Source organism: Streptomyces sp. NPDC020597 (assembly GCF_044335095.1).
In the GTDB taxonomy this organism is placed as follows: Bacteria; Actinomycetota; Actinomycetes; order Streptomycetales; family Streptomycetaceae; genus Streptomyces.
Map to the genome: position 1 here is coordinate 521,470 of NZ_JBIRUL010000002.1, position 21,395 is coordinate 542,864.

Annotated in this window: 18 protein-coding genes; 8 read left to right on the plus strand and 10 right to left on the minus strand. The window is 73.4% G+C overall.

Going from position 1 to position 21,395, the window contains the following annotated elements; genetic code table 11:
* Nucleotides 1-8 precede the first annotated feature (8 nt).
* The 7 genes from ACH4ZA_RS05890 to ACH4ZA_RS05920 form a co-directional block, all read right to left on the minus strand.
* Nucleotides 9-740 (minus strand): GntR family transcriptional regulator, encoded by a 732-nt coding sequence (locus tag ACH4ZA_RS05890; protein WP_319277775.1) that lies wholly within the window; start codon nucleotides 738-740, stop codon nucleotides 9-11.
* Nucleotides 741-856: 116 nt separating this feature from the next.
* Nucleotides 857-1,858, minus strand: coding sequence for a proline racemase family protein (locus tag ACH4ZA_RS05895; protein ID WP_398428209.1), 1,002 nt, complete (start codon nucleotides 1,856-1,858; stop codon nucleotides 857-859).
* 222 nt (nucleotides 1,859-2,080) lie between these two features.
* Nucleotides 2,081-3,070 carry a dihydrodipicolinate synthase family protein gene (locus tag ACH4ZA_RS05900; protein WP_398428210.1) on the minus strand — a complete coding sequence of 330 codons (990 nt, stop codon included), beginning with the start codon at nucleotides 3,068-3,070 and terminating at the stop codon, nucleotides 2,081-2,083.
* A 47-nt stretch (nucleotides 3,071-3,117) separates the two neighbouring features.
* On the minus strand, nucleotides 3,118-4,548 hold the full coding sequence (locus tag ACH4ZA_RS05905; protein ID WP_398428211.1) for an FAD-dependent oxidoreductase: 1,431 nt from the start codon (nucleotides 4,546-4,548) through the stop codon (nucleotides 3,118-3,120).
* A complete protein-coding gene (locus ACH4ZA_RS05910) occupies nucleotides 4,541-4,840 on the minus strand; it encodes a (2Fe-2S)-binding protein (RefSeq protein ID WP_398428213.1) in 300 nt (99 codons plus the stop codon). Before ACH4ZA_RS05910 ends, ACH4ZA_RS05905 begins: the two co-directional genes overlap by 8 nt.
* On the minus strand, nucleotides 4,837-6,069 hold the full coding sequence (locus ACH4ZA_RS05915; protein WP_398428215.1) for an NAD(P)/FAD-dependent oxidoreductase: 1,233 nt from the start codon (nucleotides 6,067-6,069) through the stop codon (nucleotides 4,837-4,839). Before ACH4ZA_RS05915 ends, ACH4ZA_RS05910 begins: the two co-directional genes overlap by 4 nt.
* 92 nt (nucleotides 6,070-6,161) lie before the next feature.
* Nucleotides 6,162-7,079, minus strand: coding sequence for a hypothetical protein (locus ACH4ZA_RS05920; RefSeq protein ID WP_398428217.1), 918 nt, complete (start codon nucleotides 7,077-7,079; stop codon nucleotides 6,162-6,164).
* Between the two features lie 249 nt (nucleotides 7,080-7,328).
* Between ACH4ZA_RS05920 and ACH4ZA_RS05925 the strand changes: the two genes are divergently transcribed.
* Nucleotides 7,329-8,018 carry a DNA polymerase beta superfamily protein gene (locus tag ACH4ZA_RS05925; RefSeq protein WP_398428218.1) on the plus strand — a complete coding sequence of 230 codons (690 nt, stop codon included), beginning with the start codon at nucleotides 7,329-7,331 and terminating at the stop codon, nucleotides 8,016-8,018.
* Between the two features lie 462 nt (nucleotides 8,019-8,480).
* Nucleotides 8,481-10,667 carry an elongation factor G gene (gene fusA / locus ACH4ZA_RS05930; RefSeq protein WP_398428220.1) on the plus strand — a complete coding sequence of 729 codons (2,187 nt, stop codon included), beginning with the start codon at nucleotides 8,481-8,483 and terminating at the stop codon, nucleotides 10,665-10,667.
* A 206-nt stretch (nucleotides 10,668-10,873) separates the two neighbouring features.
* Here the strand turns inward: fusA and ACH4ZA_RS05935 are convergent, their stop codons facing one another.
* Nucleotides 10,874-12,724, minus strand: coding sequence for a coagulation factor 5/8 type domain-containing protein (locus ACH4ZA_RS05935; protein ID WP_398428222.1), 1,851 nt, complete (start codon nucleotides 12,722-12,724; stop codon nucleotides 10,874-10,876).
* Nucleotides 12,725-12,993: 269 nt separating this feature from the next.
* On the opposite strand from ACH4ZA_RS05935, the gene ACH4ZA_RS05940 reads away from it, so the two are divergent.
* The 4 genes from ACH4ZA_RS05940 to ACH4ZA_RS05955 are packed head-to-tail and all read left to right on the plus strand — an operon-like array spanning nucleotide 12,994 to nucleotide 17,537.
* Complete coding sequence (locus ACH4ZA_RS05940; protein ID WP_398428224.1) at nucleotides 12,994-14,313, plus strand: ABC transporter substrate-binding protein; 1,320 nt, start codon at nucleotides 12,994-12,996, stop codon at nucleotides 14,311-14,313.
* 5 nt (nucleotides 14,314-14,318) lie between these two features.
* A complete protein-coding gene (locus tag ACH4ZA_RS05945) occupies nucleotides 14,319-15,302 on the plus strand; it encodes a carbohydrate ABC transporter permease (protein ID WP_398428225.1) in 984 nt (327 codons plus the stop codon).
* Entirely contained in the window at nucleotides 15,292-16,149 is an 858-nt protein-coding gene (locus tag ACH4ZA_RS05950; RefSeq protein ID WP_398428226.1) for a carbohydrate ABC transporter permease, read from the plus strand. Before ACH4ZA_RS05945 ends, ACH4ZA_RS05950 begins: the two co-directional genes overlap by 11 nt.
* A gap of 29 nt (nucleotides 16,150-16,178) precedes the next feature.
* On the plus strand, nucleotides 16,179-17,537 hold the full coding sequence (locus ACH4ZA_RS05955) for a GH1 family beta-glucosidase (RefSeq protein ID WP_398428228.1): 1,359 nt from the start codon (nucleotides 16,179-16,181) through the stop codon (nucleotides 17,535-17,537).
* A gap of 95 nt (nucleotides 17,538-17,632) precedes the next feature.
* Here ACH4ZA_RS05955 and ACH4ZA_RS05960 read toward each other — a convergent pair whose 3' ends face one another.
* Both ACH4ZA_RS05960 and ACH4ZA_RS05965 read right to left on the minus strand, forming a co-directional pair.
* Nucleotides 17,633-18,025, minus strand: a complete 393-nt coding sequence (locus ACH4ZA_RS05960; protein WP_398428229.1) for an SCO5389 family protein — start codon at nucleotides 18,023-18,025, stop codon at nucleotides 17,633-17,635.
* Between the two features lie 105 nt (nucleotides 18,026-18,130).
* A complete protein-coding gene (locus ACH4ZA_RS05965; protein ID WP_319282099.1) occupies nucleotides 18,131-19,081 on the minus strand; it encodes an ATP-binding protein in 951 nt (316 codons plus the stop codon).
* A gap of 128 nt (nucleotides 19,082-19,209) precedes the next feature.
* On the opposite strand from ACH4ZA_RS05965, the gene ACH4ZA_RS05970 reads away from it, so the two are divergent.
* Nucleotides 19,210-19,809 carry a GNAT family N-acetyltransferase gene (locus ACH4ZA_RS05970; protein WP_398428231.1) on the plus strand — a complete coding sequence of 200 codons (600 nt, stop codon included), beginning with the start codon at nucleotides 19,210-19,212 and terminating at the stop codon, nucleotides 19,807-19,809.
* Nucleotides 19,810-19,813: 4 nt separating this feature from the next.
* A complete protein-coding gene (locus ACH4ZA_RS05975; protein WP_398428233.1) occupies nucleotides 19,814-21,394 on the plus strand; it encodes an ABC transporter substrate-binding protein in 1,581 nt (526 codons plus the stop codon).
* The last annotated feature ends 1 nt before the right edge of the window (nucleotide 21,395 follow it).

The window sequence follows — 21,395 nt, forward strand, 5'->3', positions numbered from 1 at the left end:
GCGGGCCGTCACTCCCGAGCGGTGGCCCACAGGCCCCGGACGTGGCCCAGGTGCCGGGTCATGACCTCGCGCACCGCCCGCTCGTCGCGGGCCAGCAGGGCGTCGAGGAGCTCCAGATGCTCCTCGGCGGACGCCAGCAGACGCCCCGACGCGGACAGGGCGGTCAGCCCGTACAGCCGGGCGCGACCGCGCAACTCGCTCACCACCCGCACGAGATGGGTGTTGCCGGCGAGGGCCAGCAGGCCCAGGTGGAAGCGGGTGTCGGCCTCGACGTAGGCGATGAGGTCGCCCGCGACCGCCGCGGCGACGATCTCACGGGCCGCGGGACGCAACGCCTCCAGGGACACCGGGTCGGCGGTGGTCGCCAGCGCGACCACCGTGGGGATCTCGATGAGCGCGCGGACGTGGGTGTACTCGTCGAGCTGCCGGTCGGAGACCTCGGTGACCCGGAACCCCTTGTTCGGGACGGCGTCGACCAGGCCCTCCTTCGCCAGGTCGAGCATCGCCTCGCGCACCGGGGTGGCCGAGACGCCGAAGCGGGCGGCGAGGGCGGGCGCCGAGTACACCTCGCCGGGCAGCAGCTCGCCCGCGATGAGCGCGGCCCGCAGGGCGTCGGCGACCCGCTCGCGGTAACTGCTCCGGCGACCGCCGAGCACCGGCAGGGCGGGGGCGGGTGCGGGCGCCGGAGCCGGAGCCGGTGAGGCGGGCTTCCGGCTGCTGGTGCGCGGGGCGGCGGCCATGGGGTCTCCTCGGAACGCTGTGCCATGTCACGTGCCACCAGTATCTACGGGCCCGGCCGCCCCGGGCCGCCGCCGTCACGGTCGCCGGACGGGGCGCGGGCGGGCCGGGCGCGCGGTCAGAGCACGAAACCGGCCGGGAAGGGGTCGGTGGGGTCCAGCAGGTACTGGGCCGTGCCGGTGATCCAGGCGCGGCCGGTGAAGCTGGGCAGCACCGCCGGACGGCCCGCGACCTCGGTCCGCCCGAGGAGGCGGCCCGTGAAACGGGTGCCGATGAAGGACTCGTTGACGAACTCGGTGTGCAGCGGCAGTTCGCCTCGCGCGTGCAGCTGGGCCATGCGCGCGCTGGTTCCGGTGCCGCACGGCGAGCGGTCGAACCAGCCGGGATGGATGGCCATCGCGTGCCGGGAGTGCCGGGCGGTGGCGCCGGGCGCGTACAGGTGGACATGATGGCAGCCGCGGATGGACGGGTCCTCCGGATGCACCGGCTCCTCCTCGGAGTTGATCGCCGCCATCAGCGACAGCCCGGCGTGCAGGATGTCGTCCTTGCGGGCGCGGTCGAAGGGCAGCCCGAACTCCTCCAGCGGCAGGATGGCGTAGAAGTTGCCGCCGTACGCCAGGTCGTAGGTCACCGTGCGGCCGTCGGGCAGAACCGCCTTGCGGTCCAGCGCGACCGCGAAGGAGGGGACGTTGCGCAGGGTGACGGAGGTGGCCGCTCCGTCCTCCACCGCGACCTCGGCGACGACGAGCCCGGCCGGGGTGTCCAGCCGGATCGTGGTGACGGGTTCGACGACCTCGACCATGCCCGTCTCGACGAGGACGGTCGCCACCCCGATCGTGCCGTGCCCGCACATCGGGAGATAGCCGGAGACCTCGATGTAGAGGACGCCCCAGTCGCAGTCCGGCCGGGTGGGGGGCTGCAGGATCGCGCCGCTCATCGCGGAGTGTCCGCGCGGCTCGTTCATCAGCAACTGCTTGACGTCGTCCCGGTGTTCGCGGAACCACAGCCGCCGCTCGTTCATGGTCGCGCCGGGGACGACGCCGATGCCGCCCGTGACGACCCGGGTCGGCATGCCCTCGGTGTGCGAGTCGACGGCGTGCAGGACGAGCTTGCTGCGCATGAGGTGCCTCTCCGTGCCGTGCGGTCGCCCGCCGGCCGCGTGTCGTGCGCCGCGGACGGGTGGAACCTGTGGTCGTCCGCCGTGGCGGTCCGTCCTGTGATCTGTTGCGGCGGTCCGCCGTGGCGCTCTGCCGTGGTCCGCTGCGGGGCCGCCGGCCGTGGGCCGGGCGACGTGCGCGTCTCGGGCGGCGTGCGCGCCGCGGGGGCCCAGGGCGGGGCCGCGTCATGCGAGACCGGCGGCGACGGCCTTCTCGGTGGCCGCGCGGACGGCCGCCTCCTGGTCCGGCAGCAGCGGGACCCGCGGCGGACGGCAGCGGCCGCCGTGCCGGCCCACGACGTCCATCGAGAGCTTGATGGCCTGGACGAACTCGACGCGCGAGTCCCAGCGCAGCAGCGGATGCAGTTCGCGGTAGAGGGGGAGCGCGGTGGTGAGGTCGCCGGCGACGGCCGCCCGGTACAGCTCCGCCGAGGCCCTCGGCAGCGCGTTGGGGTAGCCGGCCACCCAGCCCTTCGCGCCGGCCACGGCCAGCTCCAGCAGTACGTCGTCCGCGCCCACCAGCAGATCGAGTTCCGGGGCGAGTTCGGCGATGCGGTAGGCGCGGCGGACGTCGCCGGAGAACTCCTTGACGGCGTGGACGTGACCCTCGCCGTGCAGCCGCGCCAGCAGTTCGGGCACCAGGTCGACCTTGGTGTCGACGGGGTTGTTGTACGCCACGACCGGCAGGCCCGTGCGGGCCACCTCGGCGTAGTGGGCGACGACGGACCGCTCGTCGGCGCGGTAGGCGTTGGGCGGCAGCAGCATCACCGCCGAGCACCCGGCCCCGGCCGCCTGTTCGGCCCAGGAGCGGGCCTCGGCCGAGCCGTACGCGGCGACCCCGGGCATGACGCGCGCCCCTCCCACGGCGGCGACCGCGGTCTCCACCACCCTGGCGCGCTCCTCGGGCGTGAGCACCTGGTACTCGCCCAGTGAGCCGTTGGGCACGACGCCGTCACAGCCGTTCGCCACCAGCCAGGCGCAGTGCTCGGCGTACCGGTCGTGGTCGACGCGGAGGTCGTCGTCGAGCGGCAGCGCGGTGGCGACGAGGACGCCGTGCCAGGGGCGCCGGCGGGAGGCGGTGGGAGCCGGGGCGACGACTGAGGAGCGGGCGGGCGTCGACGGGCCGGCGGGCACCGGCGGTGCGGCGGGCACGGGGGATGTGGCGGGGGTGGTCATGCACGGGTCCCTTCACAGGCGGTGACGTGGGAACGAGGTGTGACATGTCACGTGTTGGCCGGGGGTTCGACCGGAGGTTCGAGCGAGGGTTCGGCCTGGGCGGCCAGCACGCCGAGCGGCACCGGGCGGGCGAGCAGCCGTCGCGCAGGGGTGAGCGGGCAGCCCGCCACGCCGGCCACGCCGGGCTCGCACACGCGGCCCTGGCACCAGCCCATGCCGGCCCTGGTCAGCAGTTTCACGGTCCGCAGGTCACCGGCCCCGAGAGCGTCGACGGCCTCTCGGACCGCGCCGGCGGACACCTCCTCGCAGCGGCACACGAGCGTCTCGTCGGTCACCTGCTCCGTCCACCGGACGGGCTGTGCGGCGTACGCGGCGTCCAGCGCGGCGAAGAACGTCCGCAGCCGGTCACGGGTCCGGGCGGCCGGCGCCCAGCCGTCCGGGTCGGGGACCCGTCCCGTCAGCCGGGCCGCCGCCGACCGGCCGGCGATGTGGCCCTCCGCCAGCGACAGCGTCGCGCCGCCGACGCCCGTGCTCTCGCCCGCGGCCCAGACGCCGGGCACGTCGGTGCGCTGCTCGGCGTCGACCCACACACCCGGTCCGTCGGGGCGGCAGCCGAGCCCGTCCGCGAGATCCCGGTGCGGCAGCAGACCGTGACCGACGGCGAGGGCGTCGCAGGAAAGCCGCCGTCGGCTGCCGGGCACGGGACGGCCGTCGGCGTCCAGCGCGGCCACGGTGACCGACTCCAGCCGGTCGGCGCCATGCGCCTCCAGCACGACGTGACGGACCATCACCGGCACGCGCAGGAAAGCCAGTCGGGCCGCGAGCGCCGCCCCCTCGGCGAGCTTCGCGGGGACCGCGGCGAACGCGCGGGCGCCGCGTGCGAGACCCTTGGGACCGGCCGACTCGACCAGGGCGACCACCCGCGCGCCCGCCGCCGCGAGAGCGGTCGCCACGGGCAGCAGCAGGGGACCGGTGCCGGCGACGACGGCCGTACGGCCGGGCAGCGACAGCCCTCCCTTGAGCAGCGCCTGCGCGCCGCCCGCGGTGACCACCCCGGGCAGGGTCCAGCCAGGGAAGGGCAGAACCTTCTCGTATCCGCCGGTCGCCAGCAGCACCGCGTCGGCCCGCACGGCGACGGACTCGCTCTGCTGCGGACCCAGCAGCGCGTGCACGACGAGGCTGCCCGACTCCCGCTCCACACACCAGACATGACGGTCATTCAGGTGCGTCACCCGGCCCGCGGCGACATGGGCGTCGAGTCCCGCGCGCAGACGCTCCCAGGTGCGCCACTGGTGGTGCAGCGCCTCGGGCCGCCGAGCGCCGAGGCCCCGCGCCGGCTGCCGGTAGAACTGCCCGCCCGCCTCGACCGCGGAGTCGATCAGCACCACCCGCACGCCGCGCGCCGCGGCCGCCAGAGCGGCGGCGAGTCCGGCCGGGCCGGCGCCGATCACCGCGAGGACGGGGCGGCGCTCACTCACCGTGACCCGTCCCGGCCTGCGAGCGGACGACGGCCCCCGGCGCGGCCGGCACCAGACAGGCCCGCTGGTCGGGCCGGCCGTCGACGGTGACCAGGCAGTCGAAACAGACTCCGATCCCGCAGAACACCCCGCGCGGCCGGCCCGCCCCACGGGTCGTGCGCCAGGCCGTGACACCGGACGACCACAACGCGGCGGCCAGCGTCTGCCCGGGCAGCGCCTCGATCTCCCGGTCGTCGAAGGTCACGGTGAACGCAGCGCCGGGACGGGCCCGGACCAACCGCAGGGGATTCACGGGGAGGCCTCCTCGTCGAAGGATTCCGCACGGTCCGGGCGGCCGGCGACGCGGCCGGGGCGCGGGGTGCGGGGCGTGCGGTCGAAGCGGTCGAAGCGGTCGGGACGGAACGGCGTCAGATCCAGCTCCGGGCCGGCGCCGGTGAGCGTCTGCGCGAGGAGCCGGCCCGTGCCGGTGGCGAGACCGATGCCCGCGCCCTCGTGTCCGCAGGCGTGGAACAGCCCGGGTACCCGCGGGTCGGGGCCCAGCGCGGGCAGGTGGTCGGGCAGGTACGGGCGGAAGCCGACGTAGGCGCGCATCGCCCGGACGTGCGCCAGGAAAGGGAAGAGGCGGGTGGCTCCCGCGGCCAGGGCGCGCACGACCGGCAGCGAGAAGGACTTGTCGAAGCCGACCCGTTCCCGGCTCGCGCCGATCAGCACCGGTCCTGCGGCGGTGCCCTCGACGACGGGGGAGGTCTGCAGGGCCGCCGAGTCGCTGGCCACGTCGGCGACGTAGTCGGCGGCGTACACCTTGTGGCGTACGCGCGGCGGCAGCGGCTCGGTGACCAGGACGAAGCCACGGCGGGGCAGCACGGGAACGTCGACGCCGGCCAGGGAGGCGACCTCCGCCGCCGCGACGCCCGCCGCGTTGACCACGGCGGGCGCGAGGATGTCCCCGCGATCCGTCCGCACCCCGCGCACCGCCCCGTCGGGGCCGCGCAGGACGCGGGTCACCGCACGGCCGGTCTCCACCCGTGCGCCCGAGGCGCGCAGCAGGTGGGCGGCGGCGAGAGACGGCATGACCTGCGCGTCCTGCGGGTACAGCACACCGCCGGCGAGTCCGTCCGCCACGTGCGGCTCCAGGTCCCGCAGTCGGTCCGCGTCGACGGCGACCGCCCGTACCCCTGCGGCGCGCTGCCCGGCCGCGAGGGCCGTCAGGGCGGAGAGGGATGCCGCGGTCGACGCCACCACGAGACCGCCCTTGGGCTCGTACTCCACGGCGGCGGCGAGCTCCTCCTGAGCCAGTTCGCGCCACAACCGGGACGACAGCAGGGCCAGTTGGAGCTCGGGCCCGGGCTCCTTGTCGGAGACGAGGAGATTGCCCTCGCCGGCGCCGGTGGTGCCGCCCGCCACCGGCCCGCGGTCCACCACGATCACGTCGAGACCGGCGCGCGCGGCGTACAGCGCACAGGCGGCGCCCACCATGCCCGCGCCGACGACCACCACGTCACCGCTCGGTCGCTTGGTCACGCCAGTAATATGTCACATGGCGCTGCACCGGGGAAGACGGCGTACGGGCGTGCGCCGACGGCCCGCCGAGCCGGTGCGCCCGGACTGCGCCCTCAGTCGAACTCGCTGGGCTCCGGGGCCGGAGTGCGGCCCTCCCGGACGTCCTTGAGCCGGGTGGTGCCGTGGGTCATCGCGGCCTTGGTGCTGTCGTGGTCCACCCCGTGGTACCCGCCGTTGGTGACGGTGATCGCGTCGTCACCCACCCGTACGGCCGCGACGTCCAGGGTGAGGGTGACCGGCGCGCCGCCGGACGTGCCCTTCACCGTGACGGTGACGCCCTCCCGGGCGTCGCCCACCTTCGGCAGCGAGGAGATCGCGACGACCTGCACGGTGCGCGTGCCGCCGGAGCCTTTCGCGGTGAACTGGTCGCACTCGGTGGTCAGGGATCCCAGCCAGTCCAGGGACTTGTCGAGGTCGTCCCGGTCGTACGCGCCGACCTGGTAGAGGAGCCGGGAGACGCCCTCGGTGAAGCCGGTGAGCGCCGACGCGCCCGACGGGCGGCCCAGCAGGTCGTCGCCGTACAGCCCGTCGAGCAGCCGCTGGCAGGCGGCGGCCTGCGTCTTGCCCGTGAGGAACTGCTGGGTGTCGACCGTGCCGACGACCAGCTCGTCCTCCCAGGACGCGGCCTCCTTCTCCGACACCTGCGTCCAGTCGTCCTCCAGGTCGCCCTCGGTGATCAGAGCGGTCCGGGCGCCGGCCGGTGTGAGCGTGTCCTTGCCGGGGGACGGGGTGGTCGTCCGTTCGGCCACGGGCGAGGCCGCGACGCTGGAGGCGCTGCCGGCGCTGGACGTGCCGGACGCGCCGTCCTCGCCGCCCCCGCAGCCGGCCGTCGTGACGAGCAGCGTTCCGGCGGCCAGGGCGGCGGTCAGCGCCCGCACCGGGCCGCCCGGCCGGCCCGGACGGGTCGGACCGGCCGGGCCCGACGGACGGGGCGGACAGGTCGGACGGGACGACGGACGAGGGGTGGTCACGGGTACCTCCAGAGGACGGGGCCGGGCTGCCCTGCCCTCCACGGCACCACCGGCCGGGCCGCTCGACCAGCGCAACGAGTCGTACGGGTGACGCCGCGGCGCGGGCGCGGGCACCGGGCGACCCGGCGTCCGCGGCGCCGCCGGGAAAATGCGAGGTGACCGGCACCGGGGGCAGGGCATCATGGCGGTCCCGTAGCCCGACCGCGGCGCCGGGACGATCATCGTCGGGGGAACGACCGGGGGGCACCTGTGACCGTCACCAACATCCTGCTGTCCGGCGTCGTCGGCTCGACCGCCTACGGACTCGCCCACGAGGGCTCCGACGTGGACCGGCTCGGCATGTTCGCCGCCCCCACCGAGGAACTGCACGGCCTGCACACTCCCAAGGAGTCGCACGTCAGCACGGCGCCCGACCGCACACTGCACGAGGCCGCGAAGTGGTGCAGGCTCGCGCTCGGCGGCAATCCGACCGCCATGGAACTCGTCTGGCTGCCCGACGAGCTGTACGAGGTGCGCACCCCGCTCGGCGACGAACTCATCCGGCTGCGCTCCACGTTGCTCAGCGCCCAGCGGGTCCGTGACGCCTATCTCGGCTACGCCACGCAGCAGTTCCGCAGGCTGCGCAACCGCGGCGAGGGCGCTCCCGCGCAGGACGGCCGCCGACGCAGCGCCAAGCACGCCAGGCATCTCAAGCGGCTGTGCGTCCAGGGCTACGAGCTCTACGCCACGGGACGGCTGACGATCCGGGTCGACGACCCGGAGAGCTACCACCGGTTCGGCGACGAGGTCGCCGCCGATCCCGACGCCGCGCTGCCGCTGCTGCGCGGTTTCGAGGAGGCGTTCGCCAAGACGCGCAGCGTCCTGCCGGACCGGCCCGACGAGAGAGCCGCCGACGCCTGGCTGCGCCGCGTGCGCAGGCGGTTCTACACGACGCAGTAGTCAAGTCCCGTTCTTCGTCCTGGCCTTGACGGCAGGCCCGTCCGGGCGATGGCCGAGGCCTTTGCCCGGACGACGGCAAAAATCGCGTGCCGGGCCGCTCCCCGGCTCCTACACTCGCAGCAGACCGAACGCGGCCGCCGCAGGGCGCCGCACCGTACCGAGAGACACGAGGGGAGCCGGACCGTGCGTGACCACACCGCTGTCGCCGCTCCCCGTTCCCGCTACGAGGTGATCCTCGTGTCCTCGTCCGTCCGGTGCCCGCAGCGCGGCCGGCACCGGATCTCCTGACGTAGGCCCGAGCGAACAAGAGGCAGTCGACGCCGTACATCTGACGATCCATCATCGTCGCGTCGGCTTCACCGCGGGACGCCCTGTCCGCACTCTCGCACCCTCGATCCGTCGCACCCTCGTCCGGTACATCGCGCTGCCCGTTCCCAGGAACACCCCGAAAGGCCAAGGGCCGTGCGCAACCACCTCGATCGTGACCTCACCCGTCTGTCCACCGTCCGCAACCTGGGCATCCTCGCCCACGTCGACGCGGGCAAGACCACCGTCACGGAGCGGATCCTGTACGCCACCGGGACCACGCACAAGCGCGGCGAGGTCCACGACGGCACCACCGTCACCGACTTCGACCCCCAGGAGCGCGACCGCGGGATCACCATCTTCGCCGCGGCCGTCAGCTGCGAGTGGGAAGGCCACCGGATCAACCTGATCGACACCCCCGGGCACGTCGACTTCGCCGACGAGGTGGAGCGGTCCCTGCGGGTGCTGGACGGGGCGGTCGCCGTGTTCGACGCCGTGGCCGGCGTCGAACCGCAGAGCGAGTCCGTGTGGCGGCAGGCCGACCGCCACGGCGTGCCCAGGATCGCGTTCGTGAACAAGCTGGACCGGGCCGGCGCCGACCTCGACGCCGCGGTGGACTCCGTCCGCGAGCGCCTGCATCCCGTGCCGTTGACCGTACAGCTGCCGATCGGGGCGGAGGACGCCTTCGAGGGCGTCGTCGACCTGCTGCGCATGCGGGCGCTGACCTGGAGCGCGGACGGCGGTGACACGGCCGCCGACACACCCGTGCCGGCGGAACTGCGGGAGGAGGCGCTGCGCCGGCGCAGGCTGCTGGAGGAGGCCGTGGCGGAGCGGCACCCCGCCGCCCTGGAGGAGTTCTGCGACCAGGGGACGCTGTCGGCACGGACGCTCTCCGCGGCCCTGCGCGACCTCACCCGCACCGGTGACGGCCTGGTCGTGCTGTGCGGCTCGGCCTACCGCAACCGCGGGATCCAGCCGCTGCTCGACGCCGTCGTCGCCTATCTGCCGTCCCCCCTGGACGTGCCGCCCGTGCGCGGCGCGGCCGGGGTCGACGGCGGGGTCGACGGCGGGGTCGGCGGCCCCGGCCGGGAGCGCGGCGCGGCCGGCGAGCGGCGTCCGGCCGATCCGCACGCGCCGTTCGCGGCCCTCGCGTTCAAGGTCGCCGCCATGCCCACGGGACGGCTGACCTACCTCAGGGTGTACTCGGGCACGATCGAGAAGGGAGACGCGGTGTGGGAGTCGGGTACGCGGCGCACCGAGCGGATCGGGCGGATCCTGCGGGTGCAGGCCGACCGGCACGCCCAGCTGGAGCGGGCGGTCGCCGGTGACATCGTGGCGGTCGTGGGGCTGAAGGCGGCGCGTGCGGGCTCGACGCTGTGCGCGCCGGAGGCGCCCCTCGTCCTGGAGCCGCCCGGCGTGGCGGCCCCGGTCGTCTCGGTGGCGGTGGAGGCGCGTACGGGCGCCGACGCCGACCGTCTGGCGTCGGCGCTGGCGCGGTCGGCCGAGGAGGATCCGTCGCTGGTGGTCAGGACCGACCCCGAGACCGGTCAGACGGTGCTGTCGGGCATGGGCGAACTGCATCTGGAGGTCGCGGTGGAGAAGATCCGCCGCAGCCTCGGGCTGGAGGTCGCCGTCGGCCGCCCGCGGGTGACGTACCGCGAGACGGTGGCCCGGGGCGTGTCCGGCCTCGTCTTCCGGCACGTCAAACAGGACGGCGGGGCAGGGCAGTTCGCGCATGTCGTGCTCGACGTCGAACCACTCGACGCCGGATCGCCGGCCGGCGGACCGCACGGTGCCGGATCGCACGGTACGGGTTCGCCGGGGGCGGACGGCGGCGCCGCGACCGGGTTCGCGTTCCGTTCGGCGGTCGTCGGCGGACGGGTGCCTCAGGAGTACGTGCGTGCCGTGGAGGCCGGCTGCCGGGACGCCCTCGCCGAGGGCCCGCTCGGCGGGCACCCGGTCACCGGCCTCAGGGTCACCCTGACCGACGGGGCGACGCACGTGAAGGACTCCTCCGAGACGGCCTTCCGCACGGCCGGCCGCCTCGGGCTCCGGGAGGCCCTGCGTCGTTGCGCGATGGTGCTGCTGGAACCGGTCGTCGAGGTGACGGTCACCGTGCCGGAGAGCGCGGTGGGCGGGGTGCTCGGCGACCTCGCCGCCCGGCGCGGCCGGGTCACCGACTCGACCGTGCGCGGTGGTTCGGCGGTCGTCACCGCGACCGTGCCGCTGTCCGAACTGTTCGGCTACGCGACCCGGTTGCGCAGCCGGACGCAGGGCCGCGGCGCCTTCTCGGCCCGTCCGACGGGGTACGCCCCGGCGCCGACGGCGACACCGGCGCGGTAGCTCCCGGCGAGGGCCGAGGGGAGCCCGCTCGGCCCTCGGCGCGGTAGCTCCCGGCGAGGGCCGAGGGGAGCCCGCTCGCGCGGTCGCCGGCGCGTGCCGCGAACCTGCCGGGTTCGCGGCACGCGCCGGGCCGAGTCGGTGGCACCGGCCCCGTGCGGCCGACGCGCGCACCGGGGCGCGCGTCGATCCGCGGGCTGCCGTCGCCGTCAGGGATACGAGACCACCGTGGACGGCACCGTCGACGTGCCGGACGTCGGCGCGCCCAGGTCGTTGATCACGTGCTCGTACTGGCCCTGGCCGCCGAGCGAGACCACCAGGAGGTCGTGGAACTTCACGCCCGGCGCCTGCGGGGCGGCGAAGCCGTGGTGCTGGACGATGGTGGGGTCGACGTTGAAGAAGCAGTAACTGCCGAGGCCCCAGCCCTCGTGCGCGGTGACGTCGTCGCCGACCTTGTAGGCGGCGTAGCCCTTCAGCGCGCCGTTCTGGATCGCCGCCTGGTCCGGGGCGTCGTACGCCTTCTCGTTCTGGAAGAAGATCGTGCGGCCGCGCTGCCCGTGCCACTGCACGTCGTACTTGTTGAAATGCTCTACGAACAGGCCGGTCGCCAGCACGTCGTCGCCGTTGACGACGACCCCGTAGTCGGCCCGGTTGGTCTCCCAGCCGACGCCCTCGCCGTGGTCGGCGCGCCAGACCCAGGTGTGGTCGACGATCGTGTGCCGGTTGTTGATCACCATGCTGGTGGTCGCCTTGCCGGCGCCCGCCCCGCCGATCCTGATGAACACGTCCTGCACGGTGGTCGGGTTCGCGCGATGGTCGCGCCGCGCTCCCGGCGGACCGACCTCCAGCAGGGTCCTGGAGTTGACCGGGCCGGCGTCGACGAGGAAGCCCGCCAGCCGCACGCCGTCCACGTCGGCGACCTTCATCGCCGTGACGCCGTTGTCGGGGATGAGCGTCGCGTAACCGAGGCCGAGGACGACGGTGCCTGCGCGGTTCACCCGGATCGGCCGGTCGAGGTGGTAGACGCCCGGCGTGAGCAGCAGATGCAGGCCCTGGTCGAGGGCCTGGTTGAGGGTGGCGGCGGAGACGCCGGGCCTGGCCACGTAGAACCGCGACAGGGGCAGCGAACTTCCGCGCGGGGTGCCGCGGCCCCAGGACACGCCGCGTGCGTCGGTGCGCTTGGCGGGCAGGAACACGCGGTAACCGCCGCGGTCGAGATACAGGAACGGCTTCTCCCGCGAGACGGGGGTCGTCTCCAGCGTGGTGTACGGCGGGCTGGGGAAACTCTGGGCGGGGGCGCCCTCGACGCCGGAGAAGACCATGTTCCACACGCCGTTGAGCCAGCTGCCGATCGCGCTGTCGCGGGTGTACCACTGCTGCTGCGAGTAGGGGCCGATCTCGCCTTCGATCCGGCTGTCGGCGATATAGCCGCCGCTGGCCCAGCCGAAGCCCGACGGGGCGAGGTTGAGACCGCCGTGGACGTGCATCCGGCGGAACGGGGCGGCCTGGGCGACCGCCCAGCGGTTGACGCCGCCGGCCGGTACGAGCGCGAGGTTCTCCGCGGAACGCCAGAAGTTCTGCGTGGCGTTGCCGCCGAACCAGCCCGCGTCCACGGTCACGTCGCCGTTGATGGTGGTGTCGTCGGGGGACAGGCCGAGGCCGGCGATGGAGGTGTAGAAGCCGAGCTGGGCGTTGAGTCCGTGGTAGACGCCGGGCCTGAACAGCAGGGCGTAGCGTCCGGTGCCGAACTGGGCCGACTCCTGCCGCCGGAACACCTCGTCCAGCCGGGCCTGGATGTCGGGGGTCGACGGGTCGAAGACGAGGACGTTCGGGCCGAGATCGCCGCCGCCCGGCAGGGCGCACCGACGCCCGCCGCGCGAGGCGGCGGCCGACGCGGCGCCGGACGACGCGCCGGGCGAGGCCGCGGACGCCGGTGCGGCCGAGGCGGGCGCCGCGGCCAGTGCGGTGAGCGCGGGGGCGGCCGCGGCCGTGGCGGCGGCCGCGAGCACGGCTCTGCGGCGTACGGCGGGGGTGTCCGACGGCGGCTGGGCGTGGGGCATGGCGGCTCTCCTCGGTGCGGGACCGCTCACGGGGAGCGGCTGGCTAAAGGAAGTGAACGGTCATGTGCTTGAGAGCGCTCTCTCAGCGCTGAATGCTTCAACTGTCCGAACGTGTGCGTCAAGTGGTGTGACCGCGGTTGTCCGTGCCGGGATGTGTCGGGGCGGGGGTCGGGGCCGGGTCGGGGCGCTGCCGTGACTCTTGACGTGGGCGCGTTCCGCCGTTTAACTCACGTCCTAAATTAAGCCCTGATGACACCGGGAGCCGACCCATGCGCACCATTCGAGCCGCGGCCGCAGGCGCCGTCGTCATGTCACTCGCCCTCGCGGCCACGGCCTGCGGCGGCGGGAGCTCGACGGACGGCGGGGGATCCAACGACTCGCCGAAGACCCTGACGTACTGGGCCTCCAACCAGGGCGCGAGCATCGAGGTGGACAAGAAGGTCCTCCAGCCGGAACTCGACAAGTTCGAGAAGCAGACCGGCATCAAGGTGAAGCTGGAGGTCGTCCCCTGGTCGGACCTGCTCAACCGGATCCTCACCGCGACCACGTCCGGTCAGGGCCCCGACGTCCTCAACATAGGCAACACCTGGTCGGCGTCGCTCCAGGCCACGGGTGCGCTGCTGCCCTGGAACGAGGCGAACCTCGCGAAGATCGGGGGCAAGGACCGCTTCGTGGCCTCCGCACTCGGCTCGACCGGCGCAGCGGGACAGGACCCGGCCGCGGTGCCGCTGTACTCGATGGCGTACGCCCTCTACTACAACAAGCAGATCTTCGCCGACGCCGGCATCGCACAACCTCCGGCCACCTGGGCCGAGTTGGTGGCCGACGGCAAGAAGATCCAGGCGAAGGGCAAGCAGGTCCTCGGCGCCGAGGGGGCGAACGTCGCGGAGAACGTCCACCACGTGTTCGTTTTCGCCAGGCAGCACGGCGCGGACTTCTTCACCGCCGCAGGCAAGCCCGACTTCACCTCGGACGGCGTGGTCTCGGCGGTCGAGCAGTACGTCGGTCTGATGGCGAAGGACAAGGTCGTCCCGCAGGGCAACGCCGAGTACGCGCAGAACCAGTCCGTCAGCGACTTCGCCAAGGGGAGGACGGCGATGCTGCTGTGGCAGTCCGCGTCCGCCAACCTCGCGTCCCAGGGCATGAGCGCGGACGCGTACGGCATCGCCCCGGTCCCCGTGCAGTCCGGCTCCCCGGGCGCCGGCGCCCAGGTCAACTCGATGGTCGCGGGCATCAACCTGGCGGTCTTCAAGAACACCGACAACCTCGACGGCGCGAGGAGGTTCGTGAAGTTCATGACCGGCGACGAGGAGCAGAAGATCCTCAACACGGCCTACAGCACCATCCCGCCCGTCGCCTCCGCCCAGTCGGACGCCGCCTTCGACTCCCCCGCGAACGCGGTACTCAAGGACACCCTCGCCAAGAGCGCCGCCGCGCTGCCCCAGGTCGCCGACGAGTCGCAGTTCGAGACGGCGGTCGGCACGGCCGTCAAGGAACTGTTCGCCGACGCCGCCGCCGGCCGCGCGGTCACCACCGAGTCGGTGAAGGCCGGGCTCGCCAAGGCGCAGCAGCAGATGCCGGCGAAGTGAGCCCGATGACCACCACCGTCGAGGTCGCGAAACCTCCTGTACGCTCCGACGGCGGCGGGACTTGTCGGCCGCGCCCCGGCCGCCTCCGCCGCGTCGGACTGCCCTACCTGCTGCTCCTGCCCGCCCTGGTCCTCGAACTCCTCGTCCACCTGGCGCCGATGGTGATCGGCATCGTGATGAGCTTCAAGGAACTCACCCAGTTCTACATCCGCGACTGGGACACGGCCCCCTGGTCCGGCCTCGGCAACTACCGGGTGTCGGTGGACTTCGACGCCCCCGTCGGCGCGGCCCTGCTCCACTCGTTCCTCGTCACCGTCTGCTTCACCCTGCTGTCGGTCGGCCTGTGCTGGGTCGTCGGTACGGCGGCGGCGGTCTTCATGCAGGACGCCTTCCGCGGCCGCGGACTCCTGCGGGCGCTGTTCCTGGTGCCGTACGCGCTGCCCGTCTACGCGGCCGTGATCACCTGGGTCTTCATGTTCCAGCACGACAACGGCCTGGTGAACCATGTCCTGCACGACCAGCTGCACCTCACCGACAAGCCGTCCTTCTGGCTCATCGGGGACAACAGCTTCTACGCGCTGCTCACCGTGTCGGTGTGGAAGGGCTGGCCGTTCGCCTTCCTCATCGTGATGGCCGGCCTGCAGAACATCCCGCGCGAGCTGTACGAGGCCGCCGCGCTGGACGGCGCCGGGATGTGGCAGCAGCTCCGCCGTATCACCCTGCCGTCCCTGAGCCCGGTCAACCAGGTGCTGGTGCTGGTGCTGTTCCTGTGGACGTTCAACGACTTCAACACCCCCTACGTCCTGTTCGGCAGGGCCGCCCCGGAGGCCGCGGACCTCATCTCGGTCCACATCTACCAAGCGTCCTTCGTCACCTGGAACTTCGGCACGGGCTCGGCGATGTCGGTCCTGCTGCTGCTCTTCCTGCTGGCCGTGACGGGCGTCTACCTCGCCCTCACCTCGCGACGGAGGTCGTCCCGTGCGCGGTGACTCACCCACGGCGCCGCCGCGTTCCTTCCTCTGGTCCCGGCGGATCTTCCTCACCCTGCTCACCGGCTTCGTGCTGCTGCCGGTGTACGTGATGGTCTCGAGCTCGCTCAAACCGCTCGCGGACGTCACGGGCGGGTTCCGCTGGTTGCCCAGCGATCTGACCGTCCGCCCGTACATCGACATCTGGACGACCGTCCCGCTCGCCCGGTACTTCGTGAACTCGCTGATCGTGGCGGGTGCGGCGACGGTCTGCTCGGTGGTGATCGCCGTGTTCAGCGCGTACGCGGTGAGCCGCTACGAGTTCCGGGGCAAGCGGGTCTTCACGGTCACCGTGCTGTCCACGCAGATGTTCCCCGGCATCCTCTTCCTCCTCCCGCTGTTCCTGCTCTACGTCAACATCGGCAACGCCACCGGCATCGCGCTGTTCGGCTCGCGGGGCGGGCTGATCCTGACGTATCTGACGTTCTCGCTGCCCTTCTCCATCTGGATGCTGATCGGGTACTTCGACTCGGTCCCGCGCGACCTCGACGAGGCCGCCCTGGTCGACGGCTGCGGGCCGCTCGGCGCGCTGGTGCGGATCGTGGTGCCGGCCGCGCTCCCCGGCATCGTCGCCGTCGCCGTCTACGCCTTCATGACCGCCTGGGGCGAGGTGCTGTTCGCCTCCGTCATGACCGACGACACCACCCGCACGCTCGCCGTCGGACTCCAGGGCTACTCCACCCTGAACGACGTGTACTGGAACCAGATCATGGCCGCCTCGCTCGTCGTCAGCGTGCCCGTGGTCGCCGGCTTCCTGCTGCTCCAGCGCTATCTGGTCGCCGGGCTGACGGCGGGCGCCGTCAAGTGACCTCCTCCGCACCCTCCGAAGGGACTTCCGTGACCATCGACCTCGCCGCACTCCCGCACGACTTCCTGTGGGGCACGGCCACGGCGGCGTACCAGATCGAGGGAGCCGTGGCCGAGGACGGACGTGCGCCGTCGATCTGGGACACCTTCTCCCACACCCCCGGCAAGATCGCGAACGACGACAACGGCGACGTCGCCTGCGACCACTACCACCGCTGGCGTGAGGACATCGCGCTGATGCGGCAACTGGGCGCGGACGCATACCGGTTGTCCGTCGCCTGGCCGCGGGTGGTGCCGGGCGGCGACGGTCCGGCCAACGCCAGGGGCCTCGCCTTCTACGACCAGCTGATCGACGGGCTGCTGGAGGCGGGCATCACGCCGTCGGTCACCCTCTACCACTGGGACCTCCCCCAGGTCCTCCAGGACCGGGGCGGCTGGCCCGAGCGGGCGACCGCCGAGCACTTCGCCGCGTACGCCTCGGTCGTGGCCGGCCGCCTAGGCGACCGCGTCACCCACTGGGCCACTCTGAACGAGCCCCTGTGCTCGGCCTGGATCGGGCACCTCGAGGGCACGATGGCGCCGGGTCTCAAGGACCTGACGGCGGCCGTCCGCGCCTCGTACCACCTGCTCCTCGGCCACGGCCTGGCCACCCAGGCGATCCGTGCCGCCGCTCCCGGTGCCCGGGTCGGCATCGTCAACAACCTCTCCACGATCCACGCCGCCACCGACCGCCCGGAGGACGTCGCCGCCGCGCTCCGCATGGACGGCCACACCAACCGCTGGTGGCTCGACCCGGTGCACGGCCGGGGCTTCCCCGCCGACATGCGCGAGGTGTACGGCGTCGAACTCCCCGAGCGCCAAGGCGACCTGGCGACCATCGCCGCGCCGCTGGACTGGCTGGGCCTGAACTACTACTTCCCGCAGACCGTGGCCGACGACCCCACCGGCCCGGCGCCCCGGGTCCGCACGGTCCGCAAGGCCGGCGTCCCGCGCACCGGCATGGACTGGGAGGTCGACGCCAGCGGTCTCGAGGACCTGCTGCTGCGCCTCACCGACGCGTACGGGGCGCGCAGGCTGTACGTCACCGAGAACGGCTCCGCGTTCCCCGACGTCGTCCGCCCCGACGGCACGGTGGACGATCCGCAGCGTCAGGACTACCTGGTGAAGCACCTGGCCGCCTGCGCCTCCGCCGCCCGCAAGGGGGCCCCGCTGGCCGGCTACTTCGCCTGGTCGCTGCTGGACAACTTCGAGTGGGCGTACGGCTACGACCAGCGCTTCGGCCTCGTCCACGTCGACTACGCCACCCAGACCCGCACCGTCAAGGGCGCCGGCCGCCGGTACGCGGACATCATCCGCAGTCACCGGGAGCAGGGGCGAAAGGCCGCCTGAGGCCGTCCGGCCGGGCCCGGTGGACACGGACGGCCCGGTGGACATGGGGGAGCGGGCTCGTGTCCACCGGGCGGTTGTGTCCGGGACCTCGGGGTTCAGCAGTCCCGCAGTTCCGCCGACTGGTTGAGGATCTGGGCGCGCTGGGAGGTGAAGCGGGTGTGGGTGGCGCCGCCGCGGGCTTGCGGGCGGAAGGCCGCGACGCGGTGGCAGTTCTGGAAGGCCAGGGCGATGCCGAAGTGGCGTTCCAGGCTGCCGCGGATCGCGTCGCTGGCGAGGGCGCGCAGCAGCTGGCCGCGCTCCTGCTCGGAGGACGGCGGCGTCTGGTTGTCGGCGAACTCGGCGATGCCGCCGTGGAGTCGGGTGGCCAGGTCGGAGACGAGACCGTAGGCGTAGGGGAGGGACGTGCGGATCGTGTCCACGAAGTCCTCCTCGCGGACGGCGCCGGACTCGGCCTGGGCGAGGAGCTTCGGGGAGACGTCGAGAGACATGGGTGTCCTGGTTTCTGTGGTGGGTGGGTCAGGAAAGGGGGGTGGGAGGCGGCGGGGCGGTGCGGGATGCGCGCGGGTGTGTGCGGGGGGAGGGGTGCGGCCGGGTCAGGGGAGGGAGAGCGGGCCGGGGGTGAAGCCGGGGTCGACCTGGGACGCCAGGTCCTGGCCGGTCGCCTCGTTCGCCCAGGAGCGGGCGTTGCGGAGGTGGAAGCGGACGGCGTGGCCGTGCAGGGTGGGCCAGTCCTTCGGGCGGGCGTCGACCGCGCTGCGCAGGACGTCCAGGGCGTGCCGGTTGGCTTCCTCCAACTCGCCCTGCGGGGCGCCGCGTTCGGCCGAGCGGACCCAGGGGGAGAGGGCGACGTGGGTGAGGAGGTCGTCGCCCACCTCCTCCTTGAGGAAGAGCAGGTCGTCCTCGCCGGTCACCTTGTTTCCGACCACGGCGAGGGGGATGTCGTACTCGCGGGCGTGGTCGCGGTACTGGCGGTAGACGGAGACGCCCCTGCGGGTGGGTTCGGCCACCAGGAACGTCATGTCGAAGCGGGCGAACAGGCCGGAGGCGAAGGCGTCGGCGCCCGCCGTCATGTCCATCACGAGGTACTCGCCGGAGCCGTCGACCAGATGGCTCAGATAGAGCTCCACCGCGCCCAGCTTGGAGTGGTAGCAGGCCACCCCCAGGTCGCTCTCGTCGAACGCGCCCGTCACCATCAGCGGCACGCCGCCCACGCGCCGGACGTGGCGGGTGTGCAGCTCGTCGTCGCCCAGCAGGCGCAGCAGCCGTGAACCGCGCCCCGGCGGGGTCGTCTTGACCATCGCCTCACGGGAGGCGATCCGCGGATTGTCGCCGCGCAGCAGGTCCTTGACGTCGCCCAGGTGCGCGGCCAGCGGCGGGGCCGTGAACGGCGTCGTGCCGGCCGGGTCCAGGGCTTCGGAGAGGTGCTGGTTGATGTCGCCGTCCACGGCGAGCACCGGTGCCCCGGAGAGCGCCAGCCGCCGGGCGAAGAGGGCGGACAGGGTCGTCTTGCCGCTCCCGCCCTTCCCCACGAATGCGACGCGCATCACAGCGCCTTGTTGAAAATGAATGTCATGTGGCTAGATTTAGGGGTGCCTCATGATCTCTGTCAAATCGACGCCCTGGGGGTGATGTCGTGATCACCCTCGCCCCGCTTACTGCATATGATGTGCAAGTGCGTGACTACTGCATAAGGGCTGCGGGCCCCGAGGACCTCGACGGCGCCCGAGCCGTCATGCTGGACACCGTCTACCGGGACTTCGGCAGCGGGTACGTGCCCCGCTGGCACCGCGACATCATCGATCCCGGCGCCGCCTACCTCACCCCCGACCGCCACACCCTGCTGGTCGCGGTCACGGTCGCCGACGGCCTCGGCGACGGGGGCGGCGAGGTCGTCGCCACCGCCGCCCTCGACTCCCGCGGCCCCGCGCATCCGCCGAACCCCCGGCACGTCGCCGAGCGCTATCCCTGCGGCACGACCGCGCAGTTGCGCCGCGTCTACGTCCGTCCCGAGCACCGCCGACGCGGTCTCGCCCGCCGACTGGTCGCCGAACTGCTCGCCTTCGCGGTCGCCGACGGCGGCTACCGCTCCGTCTATCTGCACACCGACCCCGCCGTCGAAGGCGCCGAGGCGTTCTGGCGGTCGCTCGCCACCGTCGTGCACGACGAACGGGAGGAGGCGGACGGCGGCCAGGGCATCGTGCACTTCGACGTCCCCTTCGACGCCCTCCTCCCCGCCTACCTCTCCCCCCGCCCCCGCACCACAGGCCGGTAACCCCATGCGATTCGCCCCTCCCGCCCCGCTCGCCCCTCACACCGCTCCCGCTCCACTCCTTCCTGCGGCCCGCCTCGCCTCCCCGCTCCGTCGCCGCCCCCGGCTCCTCGCCGCCCTCTGCCTCGCGCCGCTGCTCACCGGCTGCTTCGCCGCATCCGGCGGCGACGGCGAGGGCGAGCGGTCCGCCGCCGGGGCCGACGCCCGGCTGCGTGTCGCCCTCGCCTTCCCGCCCGCCGAGAACCTCTCCCCGTACGGCGCCGACGCGACGATCCTCAGCAGGCTCGGCGTCACCGAGGGGCTGACCGCCCTCGACGCCAACGGGTCCGCCGCCCCCGCGCTCGCCGCATCGTGGCGCCGCGAGAGCGACCGCAGCTGGCTGTTCACCCTGCGCGAGGCCGTCTTCCAGGACGGCACGGACGTCACCCCCGCAGCCGTCGCCGCGTCCCTCACCCGCGCCACCCTCGCCAAGCCCGCCCCGGCCGCCCTCACCGGCGTCACCCTCACGGCGAAGGCGGAGGGCGGCACGGGCGTGCGCGTCACGACCGCGCGGCCCGACCCCGTCCTTCCCCTGCGGCTGTCCAGCCCCCAACTCGCCGTCCTGTCACCGAAGGCGTACGCGAAGAAGGACGCCGTCGACCCGGCAGGCACCGCCACCGGGCCGTTCGAACTCACCAGCCGGAACGGGGCCACCGCCGCGGTCCTCGACCGCTTCGACGACCACTGGGGCGGCCGGGCCCAGGCCTCCGGCGTCGACGTGCGGTTCATCGCCGACGGCGGGGCCCGCGCCAACGCCCTGCGCACCGGACAGGTCGACGTCGCCGAGGCGATACCCGTGGCCCAGGCCGCCGGCCTCGACGCGGACACCCGCCGCGAGACCGCCACGACCCGCACCACCAGCCTGCACCTCAACACCGGGTCGGGCGTCTTCAAGGACCCGGCGCTGCGCGCCGCCGCCCGGGCCGCCGTCGACCCCTCCGCCCTCGCCGAGGGCGTCTACGAAGGACACGCCGACGCCGGCGCCGGCATCTACGGCCCCGCCGTCACCTGGGCCGCGAACAAGCGCGTCCAGCCCGCCGGGCGAGCGAGGGCCGCTGCCCCCGGCGGCGCCTCCGTCACCCTCGCCACCTATGACAACCGGCCCGAACTCCCCGAAGTGGCCCAGGTGCTGAAGCAGCAGCTGGAGAAGGCCGGCTTCACGGTGAAGCTGGAGGTGCGCGAGTACGCGCGGCTGGAGACCGACGCGCTCGCCGGGAAGTTCGACGCCTTCGTCGGGGCCCGCAACAGCCTCCTGGACACCGGCGACCCCGTGTCGCTCCTGGCGAGCGACTTCACCTGCGGCGGCGGCTACAACCTCTCCCTGCTCTGCGACAGGGGGGTCGACCGGGCCGTGGGCACGGCGCAGGCCGTCGCCGACACCGGCGGACGGCAGGACGCCGCCATGGCCGCCGAGGCCGCGGTGCTCCGCACCGACGCCGTCGTCCCGCTCGTCCACCAGCGCGTCGTCACCGGCGTCGACGAAGACGTCCGCGGTGTGCTGCTCGACCCCTACGAGCGCACCCTCGTCGGCGCCGGGACCCGGCGCTGAC